Below are 24,457 nucleotides of genomic sequence, written 5' to 3' on the forward strand. Positions count from 1 at the left end.
GGGCCGGTGCTATCGTTCCGCAAAAGACGGAATAGAAACGCCTGCCAGGAAACGCCTGCCATGACATCGACGCTCGGCCCGCACCTCGCCGCCGACGGCACCCTCGTGCCCGCCCCCATGAGCCGGCGGGTGATGAACCTCGCCGACCTGCTGCACGGCACGGCCCGCCGCCTGCCGGATCATCCAGGCCTCGTCTGGCGCGGCGAAACCTGGTCCTGGAGGGCCATGGCGGCGCGGGTCACCGCCGCAGCGACGGCCCTTGCCGCCCGCGGCGTCGCCAAGGGCGACCGCGTCCTCTGCCAGGCGCGCAACGGCAATGCCATGTTCGAGGCCATGTTCGCGGTCTGGACGCTGGGCGCGGTCTGGGTGCCCACCAACTTCCGCAACACCCCGCAGGAGGTCGCCTATATCGCCCGGGCCTCGCGGGCCAAGGCCATGCTTTGCGAGAGCGTCTTTCCCGACCATGCGAGCGCCGTGAAGGCGGAGGATGCCGACCTCGTCCTCACCGTGTCGATCGGCCCGGCCACCTTCGCGGATTGCGACTGGGAGGCGCTGGTGGCCGAGGGCAGCGCCCTGCCCCCCGTCCGCTCCGCGCCTGTCGAGTATGACGATCCCTGCTGGTTCTTCTTCACCTCCGGCACCACCGGCCGGCCGAAGGCCGCCGTGCTCACCCATGGCCAGATGGGCTTCGTGGTGACCAATCACCTCGCCGACCTCGTTCCCGGCACCTCGGAGCACGATGCCTCGCTGGTCGTCGCGCCGCTGTCACACGGCGCCGGCATCCACCAGCTCACCCAGGTCGCGCGCGGCGCCCGCACCGTGCTGCTCGCTTCCGAGCGGCTCGACTGCGAGGAGGCATTCCGGCTGATCGAGGAGCATCGGGTCACGAACCTCTTCACCGTGCCGACCATCCTCACCATGCTCGCCTCCCACGAGGCGGCGGGGCGCTTCGACCATTCCTCGCTGCGCCACGTCATCTATGCCGGCTCGCCCATGTACCGCGCCGACCAGCAGGCGGCGCTGAAGGTGCTGGGCAAATGCATCGTCCAGTATTTCGGCCTAGGCGAAGTGACCGGTAACATCACCGTCTTCCCGCCGCGCGAGCACGATGCCGACGACGCTGTGCAGGGCCGCATCGGCACCTGCGGCTTCCCGCGCACGGCGATGGACGTGCGGATCCTCGACGATGCGGGGCGCGAGCTGCCGCCCTTCGAGACCGGCGAGATCTGCGTCGCCGGGCCCGCGGTCTTTGCCGGCTATTTCGACAATCCCGAGGCCAACGCCAAGTCCTTCCGCGACGGCTTCTTCCGCACAGGGGACCTCGGCCACCGCGATGAGGAGGGCTATGTCTACATCACCGGCCGGGCCTCCGACATGTACATATCCGGCGGCTCCAACGTCTATCCGCGCGAGATCGAGGAGGTGATCCTCACCCATCCTGCGGTGGCGGAGGTGGCGGTGCTCGGCGTGCCCGACCGCCGCTGGGGCGAGGCCGGCATCGCCGTGCTCGTGGCGCGGCCGGGGGCGTCGGTTGCGGAGGGAGACATCCTCAGGCACCTCGACGGCAAGCTCGCGCGCTACAAGATGCCCAGGCAGGTCGTGGTCTGGGACGAGCTGCCGAAATCCGGCTACGGCAAGGTGCCGAAGAAGCTCATCCGCGAGATGCTGATCGAGAAGGGGACCGTCAGCGCGGAGGGGTGAGGCGGCGGGCGGAGTGGCTCGGCCCGGCGCCCCTTCACCTCCTCGCGGCGGGGGAGCTGGGGGTGTGCCTGCGGAGGCCGGTTCCGCGCTCCTTCTCCCCTCGTGGGAGAAGGTGGCGCCGTCAGGCGCCGGATGAGGGGGCGCGTGTCGCCCGCTCACGCGGGCACCCTCTCCCACGAGGGGAGAGGGATCAACCTCCCTACGCGCAGCGCGAGGAGGGTGCGGGTGAGGCTATTCTTCTCTGGTGCTCACCCGAACCGGCTTTTCAGCACCTCGAACAGCGCCCGCGCCGCCTGCATCTCGCCGCCCTGCGGCCGCCCGGGCTTCTCCGACGGCACCCAGCCGAAGACATCGGCATGCAGCCAGCTTCCCGCCTTCTCGACGAAGCGGGCGAGATAGAGCGCCGCCGTGATCGAGCCCGCAAAGCCGCCGGTCGTGACGTTGTTCATGTCGGCGACCTTGCTGTCGAGGCCGCTCGCATAGGGCTGCCAGAGCGGCAGCCGCCAGACCGGATCGCCCACCGCCATTCCCGCCGCGGCGAGCTCTGCGGCCAACGCGTCGTCATGGGTATAGACCGGCGGCAGGTCCGGCCCGAGCGCCACCCGCGCCGCGCCCGTGAGCGTGGCGAAATCGGCAAGGATCACCGGTGCCTCCTCGTCGGCGAGGGTCAGCGCATCGCAGAGGATGAGCCGCCCTTCGGCATCGGTGTTGCCGATCTCGACGGTGAGGCCCTTGCGGGTCGGGAAGACATCGCCCGGACGAAACGCGTTGCCGGCAACGGCATTCTCCACAGCCGGCACAAGAAGCCGCAGCCGGACGGGAAGGCGCGCCGCCATGATCATATGCGCGAGGCCGATGGCCGCCGCCGCGCCGCCCATGTCCTTCTTCATCAGCAGCATGGAGGAGGAGGGCTTGAGGTCGAGCCCGCCCGTGTCGAAGCAGACCCCCTTGCCGACCAGCGTCACCTTCGGATGCTTCTCGTTGCCCCAGACGAGGTCGACGAGGCGCGGCGCCCGCGGCGAGGCAGCGCCCACCGCATGGATCATCGGGAAGTTCTGCTTGAGGAGATCATCGCCGACGATGGCGGTCACCTTGGCGCGGTGGCGCTTGGCGAGGTCGCGGATCGCGGTCTCGAGCTCCGCCGGGCCGAGGTCGTTGGCCGGCGTGTTGATGAGGTCGCGCGCGATGGTCGTCGCCTCGGCGGCCTGCGTCACCGCCTCGCCGTCGACGCCGGAGGGCACGACGAGCAGCACCTCCTTCGCCGACCCCTTCTTGTAGCGGGAGAAGCGGTATTGCCCGGCGATCCAGGCAAAGGCGGCGCGGGTCAGGTCGCCGGGGTCGTTGGCGAAGTGGTAGAGGCCGGCCGGAAGCTGGCCGGGCAGCTTGCCGACGAGCAGCGGATCGCGATGGCGCGCGTCCTCCGGCTCGATGCCGAACAGCACCGCACCCACCGCGCCCTTGGCGTCGGGAAGGATGGCCGTACGGCCGGACTTCGGCTCGAAGCCCGTCGCCTCCAGGAAGGTCTGCTGCGCGGGCCTCAGCCGGGCCTTCACCGCGGCAAAGGTCTTGGGCGTGACGAAGGTCACGGAGGTGGCGCCGGCCGTGCCGGAGGGGCGAAGAAGCGGGTGCATGGGGATCCTGTGCCGCAGCGAGGCGGCCACGCTAGGCCTGCGACACCGCCCTGTCACCCCGCGCGTACCACGCATGAGGCCCCCGCTCGCGCCGCGGTTTACGCCGGTGCGTCGAGCGCCTTTGATGCGCGCCCCTCTCCGCTGCCCGAGGCAAAGCCATGACCGCGCCGAAAACCCTGCTCGAGCTCGCCGGACGCTCGCCCCAGCCGCCGAAACTTGCCGAGTCCATCCTCGTCCTCATCGACATCCAGAACGAATATCTGGAAGGCCCCATCGCCCTCCCCGGAGCTGCGCCGGCGGTGCAGAAGGCGGCCGACCTGCTGGCCCGCGCCCGGGCGGCCGGCGCCAAGGTCGTCCACGTCGCCCACAAGGGTGGCAAGGGCTCGCTCTTCGACCGCGAGGCCCATCGCGGCGCCATCGTCGACGCGGTCGCGCCCGTGGCCGGAGAGGCCGTGGTGGAGAAGCCGCGGCCGAACTCGTTCTCCGGCACCAACCTGCAGGAGTTGGTGGGTCCGCCCGGCCCGACGCTGATCTTCGCCGGTTTCATGACCCATATGTGCGTGTCGTCGACGGCGCGCGCCGCCCTCGACCTCGGCTATGCCGCGGCGATTGCCGCGGATGCCTGCGCCACACGCGACTTGCCGAAGCCCGGCGGCGGCGTCATCGATGCGGCGAGCCTGCACACGGCCGAACTCGCCGCGCTGGCGGACCGGTTCGCCGGCGTGTTCACAGTAAGCGAGATCGTCTGAGGGCGAAGGGCTGCATCACCGAAGTGCGTCCTTCGAGGCTCGCTGCGCTCGCACCTCAGGATGAGGGAGGTGGAGGTTGGCAGGCCGCAGGCATACTCAAGGGAGCAGTTGGCCTTGAACCGGCCGGACTGCAAGTCTCCCACATCCTCATCCTGAGGTGCGAATCCGGGCGATGCGACAGCATCGTCCCGGACGAGCCTCGAAGGACGCACTTGCGACGTGCAAGCCCAGTTCAGCGGGCGCTGCGCGCCGACCTCTCCCCGCCGGGGAGAGGTGAAGCCGAAGCACCTGACCTCACGCCCGCAGCGTGCCGCCGGTCTTCTTGGTCACCTCGGCGACGATCTTCGCGGCCACCGCGTCGATCTCGGCATCGGTCAGCGTCTTGTCCTTCGGCTGCAGCGTCACCGCGATGCCGACCGACTTCTTCGCCTCGTCGATGCCCTTGCCCTCGTAGACGTCGAAGACCTGCACGCCGGTGATGAGCTGCTTGTCCACGCCCTGCGCCGCCTTGACGAGATCGCCGGCCTTCACCGTCCGGTCGACCAGGAAGGCGAAGTCGCGTTCCACCGGCTGGAAGGGCGACAGGACGAGCTGCGGCTTCGCCCGGGTCGGGCGCGCCTTGGGCGGCGGCAGCTTGTCAAGGATGAGCTCGAAGGCGAGCACCGGGCCCTTCACGTCGAGCGCCTCGAGCACCCGCGGATGCAGCTCGCCGAAGGCGCCGAACACCGTCTGCGGACCCATCTGGAACGTGCCGGAGCGGCCGGGATGGAACCAGGCCGGACCGCCCTGCACCACCTGGATGCCGGCCATCGGCGCGCCGGCGGCGGCGAGCACCGCCATCGCATCAGCCTTGATGTCGTAGACGTCAGCCGCAGCCGAACCCTGCCAGTGGCGACCGGCGCCAGCGGGCTTGGCAAGGCCACGGCGCAGGCCCGTGGCGGCAATGAACTGGTCCTCGGGGCGGTCGCCCTTGAACACCTGGCCGACCTCGAACAGCGCCACGTCGCCATAGCCGCGATCGGCATTGCGCTGGGCGGCGGTGGCAAGGCCGACGAGCAGGGTCGGCCGCATGTCCGAGAGATCGGAGGCGATGGGATTGGCGAGCGCCAGCGCCGGCTGGCCGCCGCCGAAGAGCTCCGCCTGCGCCTTCGAGATGAAGCTCCAGGTCACCGCCTCGACCATGCCGCGGCTGGCAAGGGTGCGCTTGGCGATGCGCGTGCGCTTCTGGATGAGGGTCAGCACCGGCTTCGGCACCGTTCCGCCGCGGTCGAGCGGGGTGGAGGGCACGCGGTCGACGCCGGCAATGCGCATCACCTCTTCGGCGATGTCGGCCTTGCCATGCACGTCCGGCCGCCACGAGGGCGGCGAGACCTTGATCATCGGGCCATTGCCGGAGACGTCGAAGCCGAGATGCTCGAGGATGCGCTTCTGCTCCCGATCGGAGACCTCGAGGCCGGTGAGGCGCTTGGTCTCGTTCAGCGGGAAGTTGATGACGAAGCCGGTATCGGGAATGGCGCCCTCGAGCGTCACCTCGGAGGGCACGCCGCCGCACATGTCCATGACGAGGCGGGTGGCCAGCTCGACGCCCGACAGCGTGAAGTTCGGATCGACGCCGCGCTCGAAGCGATAGCGCGCATCGGTGACGATGCCGAGGCTGCGGCCGGTGCGGGCGATGTCCATCGGGTCCCACAGCGCCGACTCGATCAGCACGTCGGTGGTGCCCTCGTCGCAGCCGGAATGCTCGCCGCCCATGACGCCGGCAATGCTCTCGACGCCATTGTCATCGGCGATGACGGTCTCGTTGCCGGTGAAGCCATAGACGCGGCCGTCAAGGCCGAGCACGGTCTCGCCCGCCTGCGAGCGGCGGACGACCAGCGTGCCCTTCACCTTCTTGGCGTCGAAGACGTGGAGCGGGCGGCCGCGGTCGAAGGTCACGTAATTGGTGACATCGACGAGGGCATTGATCGGGCGAAGGCCGATGGCCTTGAGGCGCCGCTGCATCCATTCCGGCGACGGGCCGTTCTTGACGCCGCGCACCAGGCGCAGCGCGAAGGCCGGGCAGTACTTCTCCTCGCCCTGGGCGAAGGCGAGCGAGACCTTCTGCGGGTTCGGGAAGGCGCCCTTCACCGGCTGGACCACGTCGGTCTTGAGCTTGCCGAGGCCGGCCGCCGCGAGGTCGCGGGCAATGCCGTGGATCGAGGTGCAGTCCGGACGGTTCGGCGTCAGGTTGATCTCGATGACCGGATCGGAGAGGTGGGCCCAGTCGACATAGCGGGCGCCGACCGGCGCATCGGCCGGCAGGTCGATGATGCCGTCATGGTCCTCGGAGATCTGCAGCTCGGCCGCCGAGCAGAGCATGCCGCGGCTCTCGACGCCCCGGATCGTGCCGACCCCCAGCGTGATGTCCTTGCCGGGAATGTAGGTGCCGGGCGGCGAGAAGACCGACTTCATGCCGGTGCGGGCATTCGGCGCGCCGCAGACGACCTGCACCGGGGCGCCCTCGCCCGTATCCACCATGCAGACGCGCAGGCGGTCGGCGTTCGGGTGCTGCTCGGCCGAGACGACATAGGCGATGGTGAAGGCGGCGAGCTTCGCGCCGGGATCATCCACCGCCTCGACCTCGAGGCCGATGCGGGTGAGCGTCTCGGTGATCTCGGCGAGGGAGGCCTCGGTCTCGAGATGGTCCTTGAGCCAGGAGAGCGTGAACTTCATCGGATGTCTCCCCTCAGCTCGACAGGCCGCCGGCCAGCGTCGGCAGGTCGAGCGGGCGGAAGCCGTAATGGCTCAGCCAGCGCACGTCGGCCTCGAAGAACTGGCGGAGGTCGTTGATGCCGTATTTCAGCATGGCGATGCGATCGATCCCCATGCCCCAGGCGAACCCCTGGTAGATGTCGGGATCGAGCCCGCAATTGCGGATGACGTTGGGATGGACCATCCCGCAGCCGAGGATCTCCAGCCAGTCCTCGCCTTCGCCGAAGCGCACCTCGCCGCCCTGGCGGTTGCACTGGATGTCCACCTCCATCGACGGTTCGGTGAAGGGGAAGAAGGAGGGGCGGAAGCGCATCTTCACGCTGTCGACCTCGAAGAAGGCCTTGCAGAACTCCTCGAGGATCCACTTGAGGTGGCCGATGTGGCTGCCCTTGTCGATGACCAGGCCCTCGACCTGGTGGAACATCGGCGTGTGGGTCTGGTCGCTGTCGCAGCGATAGGTGCGGCCCGGGCAGATGACGCGGATGGGCGGCTTCTTCGACAGCATGGTGCGGACCTGCACCGGCGAGGTGTGGGTGCGCAGCAGCAGGCGCTCGCCATCCGCCTTCGGGTTGAAGAAGAACGTGTCGTGCATCTCGCGGGCCGGATGGCCCTCGGGGAAGTTCAGCTTGGTGAAATTGTAGTCGTCCGTCTCGATATCCGGGCCTTCGGCGATGGCGAAGCCCATATCGGCGAAGATGGCAGTGAGCTCATCCATCACCTGGCTGATCGGGTGGATGCGCCCCGCCTCGGTCGGGCTCTCGCGCACGGGCAGCGTCACGTCGATCGTCTCGGCGGCAAGCCGCGCATCGAGGGCCGCGGCCTTCAGCACGTCGCGCCGGGCGGTCAGCGCTTCCGTGACGCGGTCCTTCACCTGGTTGATGGCGGCGCCGGCGGTCTTGCGCTCCTCCGGGGCCATCTGGCCGAGGGTCGCGAGCAGGGCGGAGATCGAGCCCTTCTTGCCGAGGGCGGCGACGCGCACCGCCTCCAGCGCGGCCTCGTCGGCGGATGCCGCGATCTGGGCCATCAGGTCGTTTTCGAGCGTGGAAAGATCGGTCATCGGGTCACACGGGCTATCGGGCTGGTGTCGTTTGGCGGCTGGCGGGGGCGCGGTCAAGCGCCTCAGCTGCGCCAGCGGAGCGTCATCGGCTGGATGGGATTTTCGAAGGGCTTGCCGTCGGCCTGCGCCTTCACGAAGGCGTCCTTCACCCGCATCCACCAGCGCGCCTGGGTATCGGCATCGTTGATGAGCATGAGCTTGGGATCATGGACGAGGCCCTCGCGCTGGCGGATCACCACGACGCGGTCCTGGTCGAGGAAGACGCGCATGAGATGCTCGACCAGGGGCTTCGCCGCCGAGAGCCAGCCGGCGGAGACCCAGAAGAACTGGTGCACCTCGGTCTCGCCCTCGTTGACGGGCGTGATGGCGGTGAGCCCTGTCGCCTGCATCTTCGAGCCGCGGATGTTCTCGATCCGAAGGCCCGGCAGCATGTAGCTGATCTCGGTGGTCACCGGGGTGCCGAGGATCTTGTAGGCGATGTTCTGGGGGGGAAGTTCGTGGCGCACCATCGACCAGCCGAGCTCGGAGGGCGCGAAGACCTTCTCCTTCGGCCGGAGCTTCTTGGCGCCCTTCTTGAACCACCAGGAGGTGTGGACATAGGCCGCGTGGGTCGGGTCCATGAGCCCGAAGGCGGCATGGTCCATCGAGCAGTGGAAGGGCAGCATGCAGTGGAAGCGCGGCGCCTCGCCCGCGTCGAAATCGGGCATCAGCGGCGGCGCGGGATAGCCCGCCTCGGCCGGCGTCTCGCCGGCGCGCGGCACGAAGACCCAGACGAGGCCCTGGCTCTCGACGCAGGGGTAGGAGGGCGTGCAGATCTTCGAGAGGTCCATCTGCTGGCCCTCGCGCAGCGACGGGATCTCCACGCAGGTGCCCGTCTTGTCGAAGCGCCAGCCGTGGTAGCAGCACTGGACAGAGGTGCCGTCGAAGGTGCCATAGCGCAGCGGAATGCCGCGATGCGGGCAGGCATCGCGCAGCGCGAAGACCTCGCCCGAGGCGGTGCGGCCGAACAGCATCGGCTCGCCGAGCAGCGTCTTCGCCGTCATCGCGCCGGCTTTGAGGTCGCGGCCCGGCAGCGCCACGTACCAGAGCCCCTTGATGATCTCGGCCGTCAGTCCCTGCATGTCCTCACCGTGCGCACGAAAGCGTCGCTTCAGTCCGTGAAAGGACAAAGCCCGCGCCACCCCCCGGGGAGGGTCGCGCGGGCTTTGATGTCGTGATCCCCGAGAGGAGGATCAGGCGTTCGCCGGCAGCGATCCCTTGGCCTTTTCGACCAGGGCCGCAAAACCCTCCGGCGCCGTGATGGCGAGGTCGGAGAGGACCTTGCGGTCGACGGCGATGCCGGCGCCGATGAGGCCGGCGATGAAGCGCGAATAGGTCAGGCCGTGCTCGCGGACAGCAGCGTTGATGCGCTGGATCCACAGGGCGCGGTAGTTGCGCTTCTTGTTGCGACGGTCACGCGTCGCGTACTGCATCGACTTGTCGACGGCAGCCTTTGCGGCGCGGATGGTGTTCTTGCGGCGACCCCGGAAGCCGGAGGCGGCCTTCAGGACCTTCTTATGCTTGGCGTGGGACGTGACGCCCCTTTTGACGCGGGCCATGGCTGATCTCTCTTACAATCTCGTGGAGGTTCTTCGCGAAACGGGTCGATCAGCCGTTCGGCAGGAAGTACCGCTTGACGTTGTAGGCATCGGTCTCGAACAGGGCAGTGGTGCCGCGATGCTCGCGGATTTGCTTGTTGGACCGCTTGATCATGCCGTGGCGCTTGCCGGACTGGGTGTACATCACCTTGCCGGTCGCCGTGATCTTGAAGCGCTTTTTGGCGCCCGACTTCGTCTTCATCTTGGGCATTTGGCTCTCTTGTATCGTTGCGAGGCGCCTTAGCCTTCCCCTTGGCAGGGAGGGCCAACACCTCTGAAGGCTCGAGAATGAGCTTTCGGGATCGCCACGGCAGCCCTTGATCAGCCGGGCGATCCGAAGAGCCGGGCCTATACAGGAGAAGGGCGGGCGAAACAAGAGGTGGGGCGTTCAGCGCCTCGGCACGGCCCCGATGCGGACCGGAACGAGCGCCGCCGGACGTCCCGTGCCGCCGCCGCGGCCATCCTCGTGGTCCTTCGGCAGGAGCATGATCGCCACGCCCATCTGAACGCTGGCGAAGGTGAGGCCGAGGAAGGCGGTCAGCACGCCGAGCGCCAGCGGCGCGACGGAGGAGCGGCCGACCAGCGAGCCGAAGCCGCCAATGTCGAAGCCGACGAGGGCCATGACGAAGAGCCCGGCAATGGCAAAGCCGATCGCCGCATGGACGAGGAGGAACCTCAGCAGCTTCGGTAGCACTGACATCGACATGGCTGCCTCCGGGCGTTCAGGGCCATGACCCCATGACGACCAAACCGGGCGACCGGATCACTGTTCCCATCAAGCAGGACCGCTTCAAGCCGCGACAGGCCATCCCCTCTTGCCATCAAAGGGCGACCCATCGAATGGTGGCGCCCCCAAGAAGGAGGAACACCCATGGCCAAGGGCTACTGGATCGCCCGCGTCGATGTCCACGACACGGAATCCTACAAGAACTACGTCGCCAAGAACGGCATCGCCTTCGCCAAGTTCGGCGGCCGCTTCGTCGTGCGCGGCGGCAAGTTCGAGACGCTGGTCGGCACGAGCCGCTCGCGCAACGTCGTCATCGAGTTTCCGAGCTACGAACAGGCGGTCGCCTGCTGGCACTCCCCGGAATACCAGGCCGCCCGCGCCGAGCAGAAGGGCGGTGCCGAGATGGATGCCATCGTCATCGAGGGCTACGACGGGCCGCAGCCCGGCTGATCGCGCGCCACAGCCGCCACACCGTCATGGCCGGGCTTCCCGGCCATCCACGACGTGAACACCGCCGTCTGAAGCAAAGTCGTGGATGCCCGGCACAGGGCCGGGCATGACGGCGATGGCGCCGGACGAAACCTCAGCCCCCCGTCGCCTCGATGACGTCATCGAGCGTGCGCAGGCCGGGCTTCGGCGAGTTGACCAGCACCGCCATGTTGCCGGGCGCGTGCTTGTTGGCGAGCATCAGCGCATGGGCCGCCGGGATCTTGTCCCAGGGGAAGAGCTCGCTCATGCAGGGATCGACGCGCCGGTCCACGACGAACTGGTTGGCGGCGGCGGCCTGCTTCAGATGGGCGAAGTGCGAGCCCTGCACGCGCTTCTGCCGCATCCAGACATAGCGGGCGTCGAAGGTGATGTTGAAGCCGGAGGTGCCGGCGCAGAAGACGATCATGCCGCCGCGCTTGGCCACGAGGCAGGACACCGGGAAGGTCGCCTCGCCCGGATGCTCGAAGACAATGTCGACGTCCTTCTTGCCGGTGATGTCCCAGATCGCCTTCCCGAAGCGGCGGGCCTCCTTCAGCCAGGTGTTGTACTCGTCGGTGCCGACGGTGGGCATCTGGCCCCAGCAGGCGAAGTCCTTGCGGTTGATGACGCCCTTGGCGCCCAGCTGCATGACATAGTCGCGCTTGGTCTCGTCCGAGATGATGCCGATGGCATTGGCGCCGGCCGCCGCGACGAGCTGCACGGCGAAGACGCCGAGACCGCCCGAGGCGCCCCAGACCAGCACGTTGTCGCCGGGCTTCAGCGTGTGCGGCGGGTGGCCGAAGAGCATGCGGTAGGTGGTGGCCAGCGTCAGCGTGTAGCAGGCGGCCTCTTCCCAGGGCAGGTGCTTGGGCTTTTCCATGAGCTGGCGCGACTGCACCCGGCAGAACTGGGCGAAGGCGCCGTCCGGCGTCTCGTAGCCCCAGATGCGCTGGCTGGTGGAGAACATCGGGTCGCCGCCGTTGCACTCCTCGTCGTCGCCGTCATCCTGGTTGCAGTGGACGATGACCTCGTCGCCGACCTTCCAGCGCTTCACCTTCGAGCCCACCGCCCAGACGACGCCGGCCGCGTCGGAGCCGGCGATATGGAAGGGATGCTTGTGGCCGTCGAGCGGCGAGATCGGCTGGCCGAGGCCCGCCCAGATGCCGTTGTAGTTGACGCCGCCGGCCATGACGTAGAGCAGGACCTCGTCCTCGCCGAGCTCCCAGGTCGGGACCACTTCCACCTTGAAGGACTGCTCCGGCGGTCCGTGGCGGTCCTTGCGGATGGCCCAGGCGTACATCTGCGCCGGCACGTGGCCGAGCGGCGGGACCTCGCCGAACTCGTAGAGATCCTTCACGGGACGCGACTGGGGAGTGGGAGCAGCGGCTGCCATTGGTGTTACCTCGGGGTCGGGCGCCTTCTCTTCCGGGGCGCTTGGAGGGGCGAGTATGTGCAGTGCAGCATTCTTGCGCAAGTGCGAAACACCCTCGCGCCAAGGGGGCAAACTACCAACTTTCGGCGGAGGCGGCGACCTGCGGAGAAGACCGGAGAGCGGCAGCGCGGTGCAGATTTTACCGTTCCGGCCGGGACCCCGACGCCATCTGGCGCGTTGAGGCGAACGCAGCGGTACAGATGCGGCGCCGGAGGGGTGCCGCCCCGCTTCGCGTCCAAAGGACCGGATCCATGCCCATCGAAAGCCTTTTCGTCCTCATCATCGTCGGCGCCGTCGCCGGCTGGCTCGCCGGCCTCATCGTCAAGGGCTTCGGCTTCGGCCTCATCGGCAACATCGTCATCGGCATTCTCGGCGCGCTCATCGCCACCTGGCTCTTTCCCCGCCTCGGCGTGTCGCTCGGCAGCGGCCTTGTCTCGGCCATCATCAGCGCCACGCTCGGGGCGGTGATCCTGCTCGTCGTGGTGGGAGTGATCCGAAGGGCGTGACGGACCGTCGGAGCCCGCCTTTCGCTGCATTGCAATAATTCGCAGCCCGGACGAGAATAAGGGAAATAACCGCTCGGGAGGCGACAGTGCGCAGCAACGACAAGCGCGACAAACCCTGGCTGATCCGCACCTATGCGGGTCATTCCACGGCGGCCAAGTCGAACGCCCTCTACCGCACCAATCTCGCCAAGGGCCAGACGGGCCTCTCCGTCGCCTTCGACCTGCCGACCCAGACCGGCTACGACGCCGACCATGTCCTCGCCCGCGGCGAGGTCGGCAAGGTCGGCGTGCCCGTCTCCCATCTCGGCGACATGCGGACGCTGTTCGACGGCATCCCGCTCGCCGAGATGAACACCTCCATGACCATCAATGCCTGCGCCGCATGGCTACTGGCGCTCTATGTGGCGGTGGCGGATGAAACCGGCGCACCGCGGGCCAAGCTTTCGGGAACGACGCAGAACGACATCCTGAAGGAATATCTCTCGCGCGGAACCTATGTGTTCCCGCCCGAGCCCTCGCTCCGGCTCACCAAGGACACGATCCTGTTCACGACGGCCGAGATGCCGAAGTGGAACCCGATGAACGTCTGCTCCTACCACCTGCAGGAGGCCGGGGCGACGCCGGTCCAGGAGCTTGCCTTCTCGCTGGCCAATGCCATCGCCATCCTCGACACGGTGAAAGCCTCCGGCGAGGTGCCCGAGGGCGGCTTCGGCGAGGTGGTGGGCCACATCTCCTTCTTCGTGAACGCCGGCATGCGGTTCGTCACCGAGATGTGCAAGATGCGCGCCTTCGTCGAGCTCTGGGAGGAGCTGGTCGAGACCCGCTATGGCGTCACCGACCCCAAGCACAAGCTCTTCCGCTACGGCGTGCAGGTGAACTCGCTCGGCCTCACCGAGCAGCAGCCCGAGAACAACGTCTACCGCATCCTTATCGAGGCGCTGGCGGTGACCATCTCCAAAAAGGCGCGCTGCCGCGCCCTGCAGCTGCCGGCCTGGAACGAGGCGCTCGGCCTGCCGCGCGCCTGGGACCAGCAATGGTCGCTGCGCCTGCAGCAAATCCTCGCCTATGAGACCGACCTGCTCGAATTCGGTGATCTCTTCGACGGCAACCCGGTCGTCGCTGCCAAGGTGGCTGAGCTCAAGGCCGAGGCCAGCGCCGAGATGCAGCGCATCGGCGAGATGGGCGGGGCGATTGCCGCCGTGCCCTACATGAAATCGAAGCTCGTCGAGAGCAACACGCGCCGGCTCGAATCCATCGAGAGCGGCGAACAGGTGGTGATCGGCGTCAACCGCTTCACCGAGACCGAACCCTCCCCGCTCACCACCGGCGAAGGCTCGATCATGGTCGTGGATCCCGCCGTCGAGGCTGCCCAGGTCGAGAGTCTCAAGGCCTGGCGCGCCGCCCGGGACGCCAAGGCCGTCGAGAAGGCGCTCGCCGACCTGCGCGCCGCCGCGCAGGAAGGCCGCAACGTCATGGAGCCCTCCATCGCCGCCGCAAAGGCCGGCGTCACCACCGGCGAATGGGGCCAGGTGCTGCGCGAGGTCTTCGGCGAGTACCGGGCCCCGACCGGTGTCGGCCGCGCCGCCCGCGCCGAGACCGGCGACCTTGCCCCCATCCGCGACGAGGTGGAGAAGGTCTCGCGTGCCCTCGGCCGCCGCCTGAAGTTCCTCGTCGGCAAACCGGGCCTCGACGGCCATTCCAACGGCGCCGAGCAGATCGCCGTGCGCGCCCGCGACTGCGGCATGGAGGTGGTCTACGAGGGCATCCGCCTGACCCCCGCCGAGATCGTCAACGCCGCGCTCGAGGAGGGCGTCCATGTCGTCGGCCTGTCGATCCTCTCCGGCAGCCACATCCCGCTCGTCACCGAGGTGATGGAGCGGATGCGCGCGGAAGGGCTGGACGACGTGCCGGTCATCGTCGGCGGCATCATCCCGCCCGAGGATGAGACGGTGCTGCGCGGCGCCGGCGTCGCGGCGGTCTATACGCCGAAGGACTTCCAGCTCAACGCCATCATGGCGGACATCGTCCGCATCGTCGGCGACGGAGCCAAGCAGGCAGCGTAAGGCTTAGGCAGCGTGAGGCTCAGGCGACGGGGCCCAGCAGCGTCCCGGCCGCCTGATCCGCCGCCGCAAGGATCTCATCCGCGAGGGTTCCCGGCGGCACGGCGCGGGACAGGAGAAGGCCTCCCGCGCCCAGCACCAGGACCTGGATCGCCTGCGCCCGCCGCTCCTCAGGCGTCGCGCCCGGACAACCCTCGGCAAGCGTCGCGATGGCAGTGTCGAGGGCCGCGGCATAGTCGGCGCGCAGTTCCGCGCCACCGCGGGCGACATCCGCGCTGAGGCTCGGCAACAGGCAGCCCTCGGCGATCTGGTCGCGATGCGGCGCGGAGAGATATTGCCGCGCGAAGACCCTCGCCCAGCCCGTCCCTGCCGCCCGACAGCGGTCCATGCCCGCGCGCAACCGGACCAGCCCCGCATCGACCACCGCGGCGAAGACCGCCGCCTTCGAGGCGAAATGGGCATAGATCGCACCCGAGGTCTGCCCGGCTTCGCGGGCAAGCGCATCGATCCCGACCCCGGCCATGCCATCGACGCGGAACCGTCGACCGGCCGCCGTGACGATCACCGCCCGCGCCGCAGCCTTCTGCTCATCGGTCATCCGCATGGCCAATCCTCCATCGAGAGCGATCGTTATCTTTTCTCTTGAAAGATAGCGATCGTTATTTATAGTGGTTCATGCCCCACGAGAGGAGACACCCCGATGACCGACGCTCCCATGCCGTCAGCCCAGAGCCCGACCGCCCGCCCCTTCTGGCGCGAGCCGGCCCTCATCTTCGCCGCCCTGTCCGGCCTCGCCTTCGTCGTCCTGGGCCTGCGGGCCATGGCGATCCCCTTGACCACGTCGGGCGGCTTCGGCCTCCCCGCACTGGGCGTCACCGACGCGCTCTGGGTCCAGGTCTATGGCAGCCGCACCATGCTGCTCGGCATTCTCGCCATTACCTTCGCCGCGCTGGGCAATGTCGCGGCGCTGGGGCTGATGTTCGGCATCGGCGCCACCCTGCCCTTCTTCGACATGGCGCTCATCATCGGCCAGACCGGTCCCGGGCCCATCCTCTTCCGCCACGCCGCCTATGTCGTCTGGCTGGGCCTTGGTGCCATCCTGCTCTGGCGCCTGCACCGGCGTCGGGTGACGGGCGCCTGATCCGGAACGGCGGGCCTAGCGCCCGCCGATGCGCCCCGACGGAGGGCTGACTCGACCGCAAGCGCCCGGTGGAGTAGCAAAACGGCCCCCGTGAGAGTGCCCGCCATGTTGCCTCCCCACAGCGATTACGATGCCCTGGTCCGCGCGTTCCGCTGGGCCGTGCCGGACCGCTACAATATCGGCACCGATGTCTGCACCCGCTGGGCGACAGCCGAGCCGGATCGCGTGGCCATCCTCTGGAAGAAGCCGGACGGGCGGGTGGAGCCGGTCACCTATGGCCGGCTGGAAGAAGCCTCGAACCGCCTCGCCAATGTCCTCGCCGCGCGCGGGATCAAGCGCGGCGACCGTGTCGCGCTGGTGCTGGCGCAAGGGGCGGCGGCCGCCATCACCCACATCGCCATCTACAAGATGGGCGCCATTGCCGTGCCGCTCGCCGCCCTGTTCGGCATCGATGCGCTGGCCTATCGCCTCGGCAATTCAGGCGCGCGGGCCCTCGTCACCAATTCCGAGGGGGTCGCCAAGGTCGCGCAGATCCGCGACCAGCTCGGCGAGCTCTCCGTCATGCTCTCGGTGGACGGCGGCGCCGATGGCGTCGATGATTTCTATGCGGCCCTGGAGAAGGCCTCGCCGGCCTTCACGCCCGTGGATACGGCGGCGGACGACCCGGCGCTGATGATCTACACCTCCGGCACGACCGGCCAGCCCAAGGGCGCGCTGCATGCCCACCGCGTCCTGCTCGGCCATCTGCCGGGCGTGCAGATGCCCCATGACGGCTTCCCGCAGCCGGGCGACCGCATGTGGACGCCAGCCGACTGGGCCTGGGCGGGCGGCCTCCTCAACATCCTCCTCCCTGCCCTGCATTTCGGCGTGCCGGTCGTCGCGCGGAAGTTCGAGAAGTTCGACGCCGACGAGGCCTTTGCGCTGATGGCCGAGATGGAGGTGCGCAACGCCTTCGTGCCGCCCACTGCCCTGCGCATGCTGCGTTCGGTCGACAATCCGCGTGCACGCCACGACCTGAAGCTGCGCACCCTCGCCTCCGGCGGCGAGGCCCTCGGCGCGCCGACCTATGACTGGGGCCGCGAGGCGCTGGGGCTCACGATCAACGAGTTCTACGGCCAGACCGAGTGCAACCTCGTCCTCGCCTCCTCTGGTGCGCTCGGCGTCTCGCGCGCAGGCGCCATCGGCAAGCCGGTGCCCGGCCATGGCGTGGCGGTGATCCGCGCCGATGGCTCGGTCTGCAATCCCGGCGAGACCGGCCAGATCGCCGTGCGCCGGCCCGACCCGGTGATGTTCCTGGAGTACTGGGGGCGGCCGGAGGCGACGCGCGACAAGTTCATCGGCGACTGGATGACCACCGGCGACCAGGGCCACGCCGACGATGACGGCTATATCCACTTCGTCGGCCGCGACGACGACGTCATCACCTCGGCGGGCTACCGCATCGGTCCCGGCGAGATCGAGGACACGCTGCTGAAGCATCCCGCCGTCTCGCTCGCTGCTGCCGTGGGCAAGCCCGACGAGCTGCGCACCGAGATCGTCAAGGCCTTCGTCGTGCTGAAGAGCGGCATCGAGCCTTCCGCGGAGCTCGCCGGCGACATCCGCGACTTCGTGCGGACGCGCATGTCCGCCCATTCCTATCCGCGCGAGGTGGAGTTCATCGACGAGTTGCCGATGACCACCACGGGCAAGGTGATCCGGCGTCTGCTGCGCGACCGCGCCTGAGCCTCAGCGCTTCAGGAGGCGCTTGGCGCGCGCCTTGGCGTCGATCAGGCCGCGTTTCAGCGCGACCACCGCATGAAAGCGCCAGCCCGGCGATCCGTCCTGCACGGCGACGAGGCGGCTGGTGATCGCCATGCGCTCCGGCCAGATGCGGTCGATCATCGGATGGCCCTGAACGGCACAGGAATCGACCAGCGCGATGCCCGGTTCGGCGAGGGTCGCCTCGCCGATGGCATGGGAGAGCAGGAGGCCCGGCGAGTAGCGCGCGAAGGCCTCGTCATAGGCTGTCTTCCAGTACCAGGCGCGCACACCGGACCGCAGCACGACGCCCGCCGCGATCGGCCTGTCGTCGCAGAGCATGAGGTCGATGCGCGCCTGCCCGGCCCGGGCGAGGCCGCCGACGGCAGCCCGGAAGAAGCTGGCCGTGACCGGATTCCCCGCCATGGCGGTGCCGGCGCGGCCTTTCCAGCCCTCGGCTTCCAGCGCGAGATAGGCATCGAGCACCTTATCGATGTCATGGCCGGTTGCGGTGGACACGGTCTCAAGGCGGCCCGTCTCGGCAAGCCGCCGGGCAAGGCGCCGGTGATCCTTGGACAGCGGCGGGGCGTTCGTGATCAGGACGGCGCGGCGGTGGCTGTCGAGGACGGCGACGGCACGGCCGGCCAGCGCCGGAGCCGCCGCGCTCCAGGTCGCATCATCGGCCATCGGCCAGTGGAGGGCCGCAACACCGCGGCGCGCCAGGTCGACCATGACGGCGCCCATCACGGTCGCGGCTTCGCCGGGACGGGTCATCATCCCGCCGGAGGGCGCGTAAGGGTGGGTCCAGAGCGAGAAGAGAGAGCCGCGGAGCCCGAAGCGCCCGGCGACAAGGCCGATCCAGGCGCCGTCGCGCGTCACGACGAAGGCGCCAAGGTCCCGAGGATCGATGGTGCGGGCGGCAAGCGCAAAGGCGGGCGCGAGGAAGACGGGCCCCTCGCCGCTCGCGGCGAGGCGCCGCCAGTCGGCCTGGATCGCGTCCCAGTCCGTCGCCGGAACCCAGTGGAGGGCGACCGCGCCCATGCCGGAGGGGCCGGCTTCCGGCTGCAGCGGCGGCGAGACCGTCGGTGCGAGGCGCGTGTCCAGCATGGTCATGCGGTAGCCGGCCTGGACCAGAACCCGAGGGAGAGGCCGAGCCGCGCCGTGGTGATCCACAGCAGCAGGATCGATTCCAGCGTCAGGGCAGTGGCCGTGGCGATCGCGGCGCCCATCATGCCGAGCGGCGGGATGAGCACGAAGCACAGCACCACCGCGGTGCCGAAGGCCAGCGCGTAGATGAGCGCGCAGGCGGTCTGGTGGCCGGACATTGTCAGCAGCCGCTCCACGGGGCCTACAGCCGCGCGGGCAAGGAGGCCGATGGAGACGACGAACATGGCGGGATAGCCGGCGACGAAGTCGGGCCCGAACATCATCAGGAAGGGCTTGCCCAGCGCCAGGATGACGACGGTGGCGGCGAGCGAGGGGAAGAAGGTCCAGCGGATGGAGGCGCGCAGGAAATCCGCCAGCTTCTCCCGGTCACCGGCGACGTGATACTCGCTGAACCGGTGCGCGGCGGCGGCCGCGACCGCGAAATAGATGAAGGCGACGAGGGCGAGCGTCTTCACCGCCGCCCAGTAGACCGCGACCTCCTCTGGCCCCGCGAGCTGCTTCAGCAGCACCACGTCGGTGTAGGTGAGGGCGAGATAGAAGGTCTCGACGAGGAAGATCGGCAGGCTGGTCCGGAGCCAGGTGAGCGGCTCGATCCGGCTCGGACCGGGCGCGACCTCGCGGCCGAGGCGGCGGTTGAGCAGCAGGAACTGCGCGGCGGCGGCGAGCCAGGTGGCGACGACGGCGCAGGCCATCGCGGCAACCGCATTGGTCGGGAAGCCCGCCACATGGGCGCCCGCCATGGTGGCGAGCAGGATCACCGGGCGGATCAGATAGGGCGGTCCGAGTGCGAGGTCGGTCCAGTTATAGGAGCGGGCGATGCCGTCCTGGATGTCGGTCAGCACGAACATCGGCAGGCAGAGCGCCGCGAGCGCCAGCGGCATGACCATGTCGCCGGAGAGCCAGGCGCCGAACTGCCAGAGGACGGCGAGGCCGATGACGGCGACGGCGGTGGCGATGAGGAAGCCGAGACGGCGGGCCCCGGAAATGAACCCGCGCAGGCCCGCCTCGTCGCCGGTTTCGGCATAGGCCGGCAGGAAGCGCTGGGCGGCCGAGGCGAGGCCGGCATTGGCGAAATGGCCGATCAGCAGCACCCAGACCCAGACCGAGACATAGGTGCCGAACTCCGACCCGCCCATCCAGCGGGCCATGAGCACCTGGCTGACATAGGCGATGCCGGCGGAGAGGACACGGATGACGAAGGCCGCGCCCGCCATGCGCTGGGCCACGGACTGGTCGGATTTGTCGCCGAGGAAGGCCTTGATGCGTCCGGCGACGCCGGCCGGGGACAGCAGCGTTTTGGCGCCGCGCCCCATCTGCGCTTCCTCGGAACCCATCACCGACACGAGGCGGTCTCCCGCGGGGCGCCGGCCCCTGCCGGAGCGTCCACCGCGACGGTGATAGCCTCTGCGCGCTTAAGAAACGGTATGGCTGCCGGAAACGAACAGAAACAGACCGTGGAAACGACGAAGGGCCGGTCGCGGGGACCGGCCCTCCTGGAAATGCCTGTCGATGCGATCAGGGACGCGGCGTGGCCGGCGCGGCGCCCGGGGCCGGGGCCTGGGGCTGCAGCGGGGCGACGAAGCGCTGGACCTGCGCCTCGGACCGCAGGCGCTGGACGAGATCGGCCTGGACGCGACGGGTGAGGAAATCCTCGATCTGGCCGCGCACCTGCTCGAAGCTCGGGATCTCGCGCTGGCGGCGCTCCTCCACCTTGATGATGTGCCAGCCGAACTGGCTCTTCACCGGAGCGGTAGAGAGCTGGCCCGGCTGCATGGCGAAGGCGGCCTCGGCGAATTCCGGCACCATCTGCGCCTTGGTGAAGAAGCCGAGATCGCCGCCGTTGCGCTGGCCGCCCGGGTCCTTGGACTTCTCGCGCGCGATGGTCTCGAAATTGGCGCCGCCGCGGATCTGGGCGATCAGTGCCTTGGCCTCGTCCTCGGTCTCCACAAGGATGTGGCGGGCGCGGACCTCTTCCTCAGGAGTGATGCGGGCACGCTGCTCGTCATAGATCTTGCGCATCTCCGCCTCGGTGACGCGGGTGCGCGTCTCGTCGTTGAGCAACGTCTCGACCAGCAGCTTGTTGCGGTAATAGGTGAGCTTGCGCGCGAAATCCGGGCCGTTCTGGACGTTGCGCTGCTCAGCGGCCTTGGCGGCCAGCGTCAGGTCGATGACGAAGGACAGCAGATAGTCGCGCTTCTGCTCGGGGCTCATCTGCGCCGTCGCCTGGCCGCCAATGTCCTCCTCGGCCGCATCGAGGTCGGCCTGGCGGATCTCGACGCCCTGGACGCGGGCGAGGATGCCATCGGCCGGAGTGGTCAGCGCCGGGGCGGGCGCCGCCGGAGCGGCGGGCGCCGGCGCCTGGGCCAGGGCGGGAGCGGCGAGCGCCAGGGTCATCATGGCGGCGGAGAGGAGAAGGCGGGCTGTCATCGTGAGGTCGGCCTTGTGGGTGGCAGAAGGGTCCGGGGGACGATCCCGGTCATGGGAGCGCCAGCCTGTGGCGCTTTGAAGGTGGCCCTGCGACGGTCGCCCGCATGAGGCGCCGCGCCGGCGCGGGACATGACCCGCCGGTTGTCGCAGCAATGCCCGTTTCGGGCCGAATTGACAACCCTCGGCACCGTCCATATCTGTCCCGAGTTGTCGTGTGCCGCGGTCCGTTCCGTGCGCGCCGACGGCATCCCACCGGGATCCCGGAACGGGGCGCGCTGGCGCCCTCGCCCGCCCTCTCGGGGCCGGACGCTGGAGTGAACCATCGGAACGGTTGGGACGACCAACCGGTTCGACAGGCTCCGCTCACCGCGCCCCAAGCGAAGGACACCTCATGCTCGCCGCGCTCGCCCGCAGGATCTTCGGCAACGGCAACGACCGTCGCGTGAAGGGCTACCGCCCCCGTATCCAGGCGATCGCCGCCCTCGAGCCAGAGCTCGAGAAGCTCTCCGACGAGGCCCTTCGGGCCCGGACCGACGAGTTTCGCGCCCAGATCGCCGCCGGCAAGAGCCTCGACGACCTGCTCGTCCCGGCTTTCGCCACCGTGCGCGAGGCGGCCAAGCGCGTCCTGGGCCAGCGCCATTACGACGTCCAGATGATCGGCGGCATCGTGCTTCACGAGGGCGCCATCGCCGAGATGAAGACCGGCGAGGGCAAGACCCTCGTCGCCACCCTCGCTGTCTATCTCAACGCTCTGGCCGGCAAGGGCGTCCATGTCGTCACCGTCAACGACTATCTCGCCAAGCGCGACGCCGAGTGGATGGGCAAGGTCTATGGCTTCCTTGGCATGACCACCGGCGTCATCGTCCACGGCCTGGACGACCAGCAGCGCCGCGAGGCCTATGCCTGCGACATCACCTACGGCACCAACAACGAGTATGGCTTCGACTACCTGCGCGACAACATGAAGTACTCCGTCGAGGAGATGGTCCAGCGCGGTCACGCCTATGCCATCGTCGACGAGGTCGACTCCATCCTCATCGACGAGGCGCGCACGCCGCTCATCATTTCCGGCCCGCTCGACGACCGCTCGGACTTCTACGCCACCATCGACCGCTTCATCCCGATGCTGGACAAGGGTGACTACGAGGTCGACGAGAAGCAGCGCACCGCGGCCCTCACCGAGACCGGCAACGAGAAGATGGAGCGCGCCCTCGTCGAGGCCGGCTACGTCAAGGGCGACCTCTATGACGTCGAGAACGTCTCGACCGTGCACCACGTCAACCAGGCGCTGAAGGCCCACAAGCTGTTCCAGCGCGACAAGGACTACATCGTCCGCAATGGCGAGGTGGTCATCATCGACGAATTCACCGGCCGCATGATGCCGGGCCGCCGCTACTCGGAAGGCCTGCACCAGGCGCTGGAGGCCAAGGAGCGCGTCCAGGTCCAGCCCGAGAACCAGACGCTCGCCTCCATCACCTTCCAGAACTACTTCCGCATGTACGGCAAGCTCGGCGGCATGACCGGCACGGCGCTGACCGAGGCGGACGAGTTCCTCGACATCTACAAGCTGCAGGTCGTGGAGATCCCGACCAACCGCGGCATCGCCCGCATCGACGAGGACGACGAGGTCTACAAGACCGTCCAGGACAAGTACAACGCCATCATCGTCGAGGTGGAGGCCGCCCGCGCCAAGGGCCAGCCGGTGCTCGTCGGCACCACCTCCATCGAGAAGTCCGAGACGCTGGCCGAGATGCTAAAGGCCGCCGGCTTCAAGCAGGTCGACCTCGAGGACCCGCAGGCCTTCGCCCCGCTCTATGACGGCGACCAGGGCTCGGCCGCCGAGAAGGTCTTCGCCGTCCTCAATGCCCGCTATCACGAGCAGGAGGCCTTCATCGTCTCCCAGGCGGGCGTTCCCGGCGCCATCACCATTGCCACCAACATGGCCGGCCGCGGCACCGACATCCAGCTCGGCGGCAATGCCGACATGCGGATCAAGGTCGAGCTCGCCGACCTGGAGGACGGCCCCGAGAAGGACGCCAAGGCCAAGGCCATCCGCGAGCAGGTGGCTGAGCTGAAGCAGCGCGCGCTTGCCGCCGGCGGCCTCTACATCATCGGCACCGAGCGCCACGAGAGCCGCCGCATCGACAACCAGCTGCGCGGCCGTTCCGGCCGCCAGGGCGACCCCGGCCGCTCCAAGTTCTACCTGTCCCTGCAGGACGACCTGATGCGCATCTTCGGGTCCGACCGCATGGAGGGGATGCTCACCAAGCTGGGCCTCAAGGAGGGCGAGGCCATCGTCCATCCCTGGATCAACCGGGCGCTGGAAAAGGCGCAGCAGAAGGTCGAGGCCCGCAACTTCGACCTGCGCAAGAACGTGCTCAAATACGACGATGTCGCCAACGACCAGCGCAAGGTGATCTTCGAGCAGCGCATCGACCTGATGAGCCAGCAGGACCTCTCCGACATGGTGGAGGACATGCGCCATGGCGTCATCGAGACGCTGGTCCATGCCCATATCCCGCCCGACGCCTATGCCGAGCAGTGGGACACGGCGACGCTGAAGGACGAGATCTACCGCGTCCTCAACCTCGACCTGCCGATCCCCGACTGGGCGAAGGAAGAGGGCATTGCCGACGAGGAGGTGATCGAGCGCATCACCAAGACGGCGGACGAGATGATGGCCTCCAAGGCCGCCCGCTTCGGCCCGGACATCATGCGCCAGATCGAGAAGGCGGTGGTGATGCAGGTGCTCGACCATCTGTGGCGCGAGCACATCGTCCAGCTGGACCACCTGCGCCAGGTCGTCGGCCTGCGCGGCTATGCCCAGCGCGACCCGCTCAACGAGTTCAAGTCCGAGGCCTTCCAGCTCTTCGAGGTGCTGATGGCGCGGCTGCGAGAGATGACGACCCAGCAACTCGCCCTGGTCGAGCTGCAGGAGCCGCCGCCCATGCCGGACCTGCCGCCAATGAGCGCCCATCACATCGACCCGACCACGGGCATCGACGAGTTCGCCCAGCTCGGTGCGGCCTCCGGCGGCACCTTCCAGGCGACTGCGGCCGATGGCGGCGCCGAGCGCAATCCGCGGGACCCCTCCACCTGGGGCAAGGTCGGCCGCAACGACCCCTGCCCCTGCGGTTCGGGCAAGAAGTACAAGCACTGCCACGGGCAGTATGTCTGAGTGTTGCGGGCGCCGTTCGCGGCGCCCGTTCCTGCGGTCGGCTTTCCCGCGGATGACGCGCGGAGCGCCTTGACCGGATGATCGGCGC

Annotated in this window: 20 protein-coding genes; 8 read left to right on the forward strand and 12 right to left on the reverse strand. The window is 68.7% G+C overall.

Annotated features, from left to right (window positions below; genetic code table 11):
- Nucleotides 1-60: 60 nt before the first annotated feature.
- Complete coding sequence (locus tag C8P69_RS15790; RefSeq protein WP_108178402.1) at nt 61-1,701, forward strand: acyl-CoA synthetase; 1,641 nt, start codon at nt 61-63, stop codon at nt 1,699-1,701.
- Nucleotides 1,702-1,949: 248 nt separating this feature from the next.
- Here the strand turns inward: C8P69_RS15790 and C8P69_RS15795 are convergent, their stop codons facing one another.
- The gene (locus tag C8P69_RS15795; protein ID WP_108178403.1) at nt 1,950-3,332 is read right to left on the reverse strand and encodes a leucyl aminopeptidase family protein; all 1,383 of its coding nucleotides are present in this window, start codon (nt 3,330-3,332) and stop codon (nt 1,950-1,952) included.
- 158 nt (nt 3,333-3,490) lie between these two features.
- Here C8P69_RS15795 and C8P69_RS15800 point away from each other — a divergent pair, with 158 nt between their 5' ends.
- Complete coding sequence (locus tag C8P69_RS15800; RefSeq protein WP_108178404.1) at nt 3,491-4,081, forward strand: isochorismatase family protein; 591 nt, start codon at nt 3,491-3,493, stop codon at nt 4,079-4,081.
- Nucleotides 4,082-4,375: 294 nt separating this feature from the next.
- Here C8P69_RS15800 and pheT read toward each other — a convergent pair whose 3' ends face one another.
- The 6 genes from pheT to C8P69_RS15830 all read right to left on the reverse strand — a co-directional run bounded on the left by pheT (nt 4,376) and on the right by C8P69_RS15830 (nt 10,232).
- The gene (pheT, locus tag C8P69_RS15805; RefSeq protein WP_108178405.1) at nt 4,376-6,793 is read right to left on the reverse strand and encodes a phenylalanine--tRNA ligase subunit beta; all 2,418 of its coding nucleotides are present in this window, start codon (nt 6,791-6,793) and stop codon (nt 4,376-4,378) included.
- 13 nt (nt 6,794-6,806) lie between these two features.
- A complete protein-coding gene (pheS, locus tag C8P69_RS15810) occupies nt 6,807-7,889 on the reverse strand; it encodes a phenylalanine--tRNA ligase subunit alpha (protein ID WP_108178406.1) in 1,083 nt (360 codons plus the stop codon).
- A 62-nt stretch (nt 7,890-7,951) separates the two neighbouring features.
- Nucleotides 7,952-9,010: a Rieske 2Fe-2S domain-containing protein gene (locus tag C8P69_RS15815; RefSeq protein WP_108178407.1), complete on the reverse strand. Its 1,059-nt coding sequence runs from the start codon at nt 9,008-9,010 to the stop codon at nt 7,952-7,954.
- A gap of 111 nt (nt 9,011-9,121) precedes the next feature.
- Nucleotides 9,122-9,487, reverse strand: a complete 366-nt coding sequence (gene rplT, locus C8P69_RS15820) for a 50S ribosomal protein L20 (protein WP_108178408.1) — start codon at nt 9,485-9,487, stop codon at nt 9,122-9,124.
- A 49-nt stretch (nt 9,488-9,536) separates the two neighbouring features.
- On the reverse strand, nt 9,537-9,737 hold the full coding sequence (rpmI, locus tag C8P69_RS15825) for a 50S ribosomal protein L35 (protein ID WP_108178409.1): 201 nt from the start codon (nt 9,735-9,737) through the stop codon (nt 9,537-9,539).
- Nucleotides 9,738-9,914: 177 nt separating this feature from the next.
- Entirely contained in the window at nt 9,915-10,232 is a 318-nt protein-coding gene (locus C8P69_RS15830) for a hypothetical protein (protein WP_108178410.1), read from the reverse strand.
- A gap of 165 nt (nt 10,233-10,397) precedes the next feature.
- Between C8P69_RS15830 and C8P69_RS15835 the strand changes: the two genes are divergently transcribed.
- Nucleotides 10,398-10,703, forward strand: a complete 306-nt coding sequence (locus tag C8P69_RS15835) for a DUF1330 domain-containing protein (RefSeq protein WP_108178411.1) — start codon at nt 10,398-10,400, stop codon at nt 10,701-10,703.
- A 133-nt stretch (nt 10,704-10,836) separates the two neighbouring features.
- Here the strand turns inward: C8P69_RS15835 and ccrA are convergent, their stop codons facing one another.
- On the reverse strand, nt 10,837-12,114 hold the full coding sequence (ccrA, locus tag C8P69_RS15840; RefSeq protein ID WP_108178412.1) for a crotonyl-CoA carboxylase/reductase: 1,278 nt from the start codon (nt 12,112-12,114) through the stop codon (nt 10,837-10,839).
- 290 nt (nt 12,115-12,404) lie between these two features.
- Between ccrA and C8P69_RS15845 the strand changes: the two genes are divergently transcribed.
- Nucleotides 12,405-12,659 carry a GlsB/YeaQ/YmgE family stress response membrane protein gene (locus C8P69_RS15845; protein ID WP_108178413.1) on the forward strand — a complete coding sequence of 85 codons (255 nt, stop codon included), beginning with the start codon at nt 12,405-12,407 and terminating at the stop codon, nt 12,657-12,659.
- A gap of 86 nt (nt 12,660-12,745) precedes the next feature.
- Nucleotides 12,746-14,722 (forward strand): protein meaA, encoded by a 1,977-nt coding sequence (locus C8P69_RS15850; protein WP_108178414.1) that lies wholly within the window; start codon nt 12,746-12,748, stop codon nt 14,720-14,722.
- Nucleotides 14,723-14,741: 19 nt separating this feature from the next.
- Here C8P69_RS15850 and C8P69_RS15855 read toward each other — a convergent pair whose 3' ends face one another.
- Entirely contained in the window at nt 14,742-15,323 is a 582-nt protein-coding gene (locus tag C8P69_RS15855; protein ID WP_108178415.1) for a TetR/AcrR family transcriptional regulator, read from the reverse strand.
- 96 nt (nt 15,324-15,419) lie between these two features.
- Here C8P69_RS15855 and C8P69_RS15860 point away from each other — a divergent pair, with 96 nt between their 5' ends.
- Both C8P69_RS15860 and C8P69_RS15865 read left to right on the forward strand, forming a co-directional pair.
- Nucleotides 15,420-15,860, forward strand: coding sequence for a DUF4267 domain-containing protein (locus tag C8P69_RS15860; protein ID WP_108178416.1), 441 nt, complete (start codon nt 15,420-15,422; stop codon nt 15,858-15,860).
- A 105-nt stretch (nt 15,861-15,965) separates the two neighbouring features.
- Nucleotides 15,966-17,582, forward strand: coding sequence for an AMP-binding protein (locus C8P69_RS15865; RefSeq protein ID WP_108178417.1), 1,617 nt, complete (start codon nt 15,966-15,968; stop codon nt 17,580-17,582).
- Between the two features lie 3 nt (nt 17,583-17,585).
- Here the strand turns inward: C8P69_RS15865 and C8P69_RS15870 are convergent, their stop codons facing one another.
- The 3 genes from C8P69_RS15870 to C8P69_RS15880 all read right to left on the reverse strand — a co-directional run bounded on the left by C8P69_RS15870 (nt 17,586) and on the right by C8P69_RS15880 (nt 21,191).
- On the reverse strand, nt 17,586-18,710 hold the full coding sequence (locus tag C8P69_RS15870; protein ID WP_108178418.1) for a GNAT family N-acetyltransferase: 1,125 nt from the start codon (nt 18,708-18,710) through the stop codon (nt 17,586-17,588).
- Nucleotides 18,707-20,098 (reverse strand): lipopolysaccharide biosynthesis protein, encoded by a 1,392-nt coding sequence (locus tag C8P69_RS15875; RefSeq protein ID WP_245902092.1) that lies wholly within the window; start codon nt 20,096-20,098, stop codon nt 18,707-18,709. Before C8P69_RS15875 ends, C8P69_RS15870 begins: the two co-directional genes overlap by 4 nt.
- Nucleotides 20,099-20,279: 181 nt before the next feature.
- Nucleotides 20,280-21,191: a peptidylprolyl isomerase gene (locus C8P69_RS15880; protein ID WP_108178420.1), complete on the reverse strand. Its 912-nt coding sequence runs from the start codon at nt 21,189-21,191 to the stop codon at nt 20,280-20,282.
- 391 nt (nt 21,192-21,582) lie between these two features.
- Here C8P69_RS15880 and secA point away from each other — a divergent pair, with 391 nt between their 5' ends.
- Nucleotides 21,583-24,369 carry a preprotein translocase subunit SecA gene (gene secA, locus C8P69_RS15885; RefSeq protein WP_108178421.1) on the forward strand — a complete coding sequence of 929 codons (2,787 nt, stop codon included), beginning with the start codon at nt 21,583-21,585 and terminating at the stop codon, nt 24,367-24,369.
- Nucleotides 24,370-24,457 lie beyond the last annotated feature (88 nt).

This window comes from Phreatobacter oligotrophus, assembly GCF_003046185.1.
Lineage (GTDB): Bacteria > Pseudomonadota > Alphaproteobacteria > Rhizobiales > Phreatobacteraceae > Phreatobacter > Phreatobacter oligotrophus.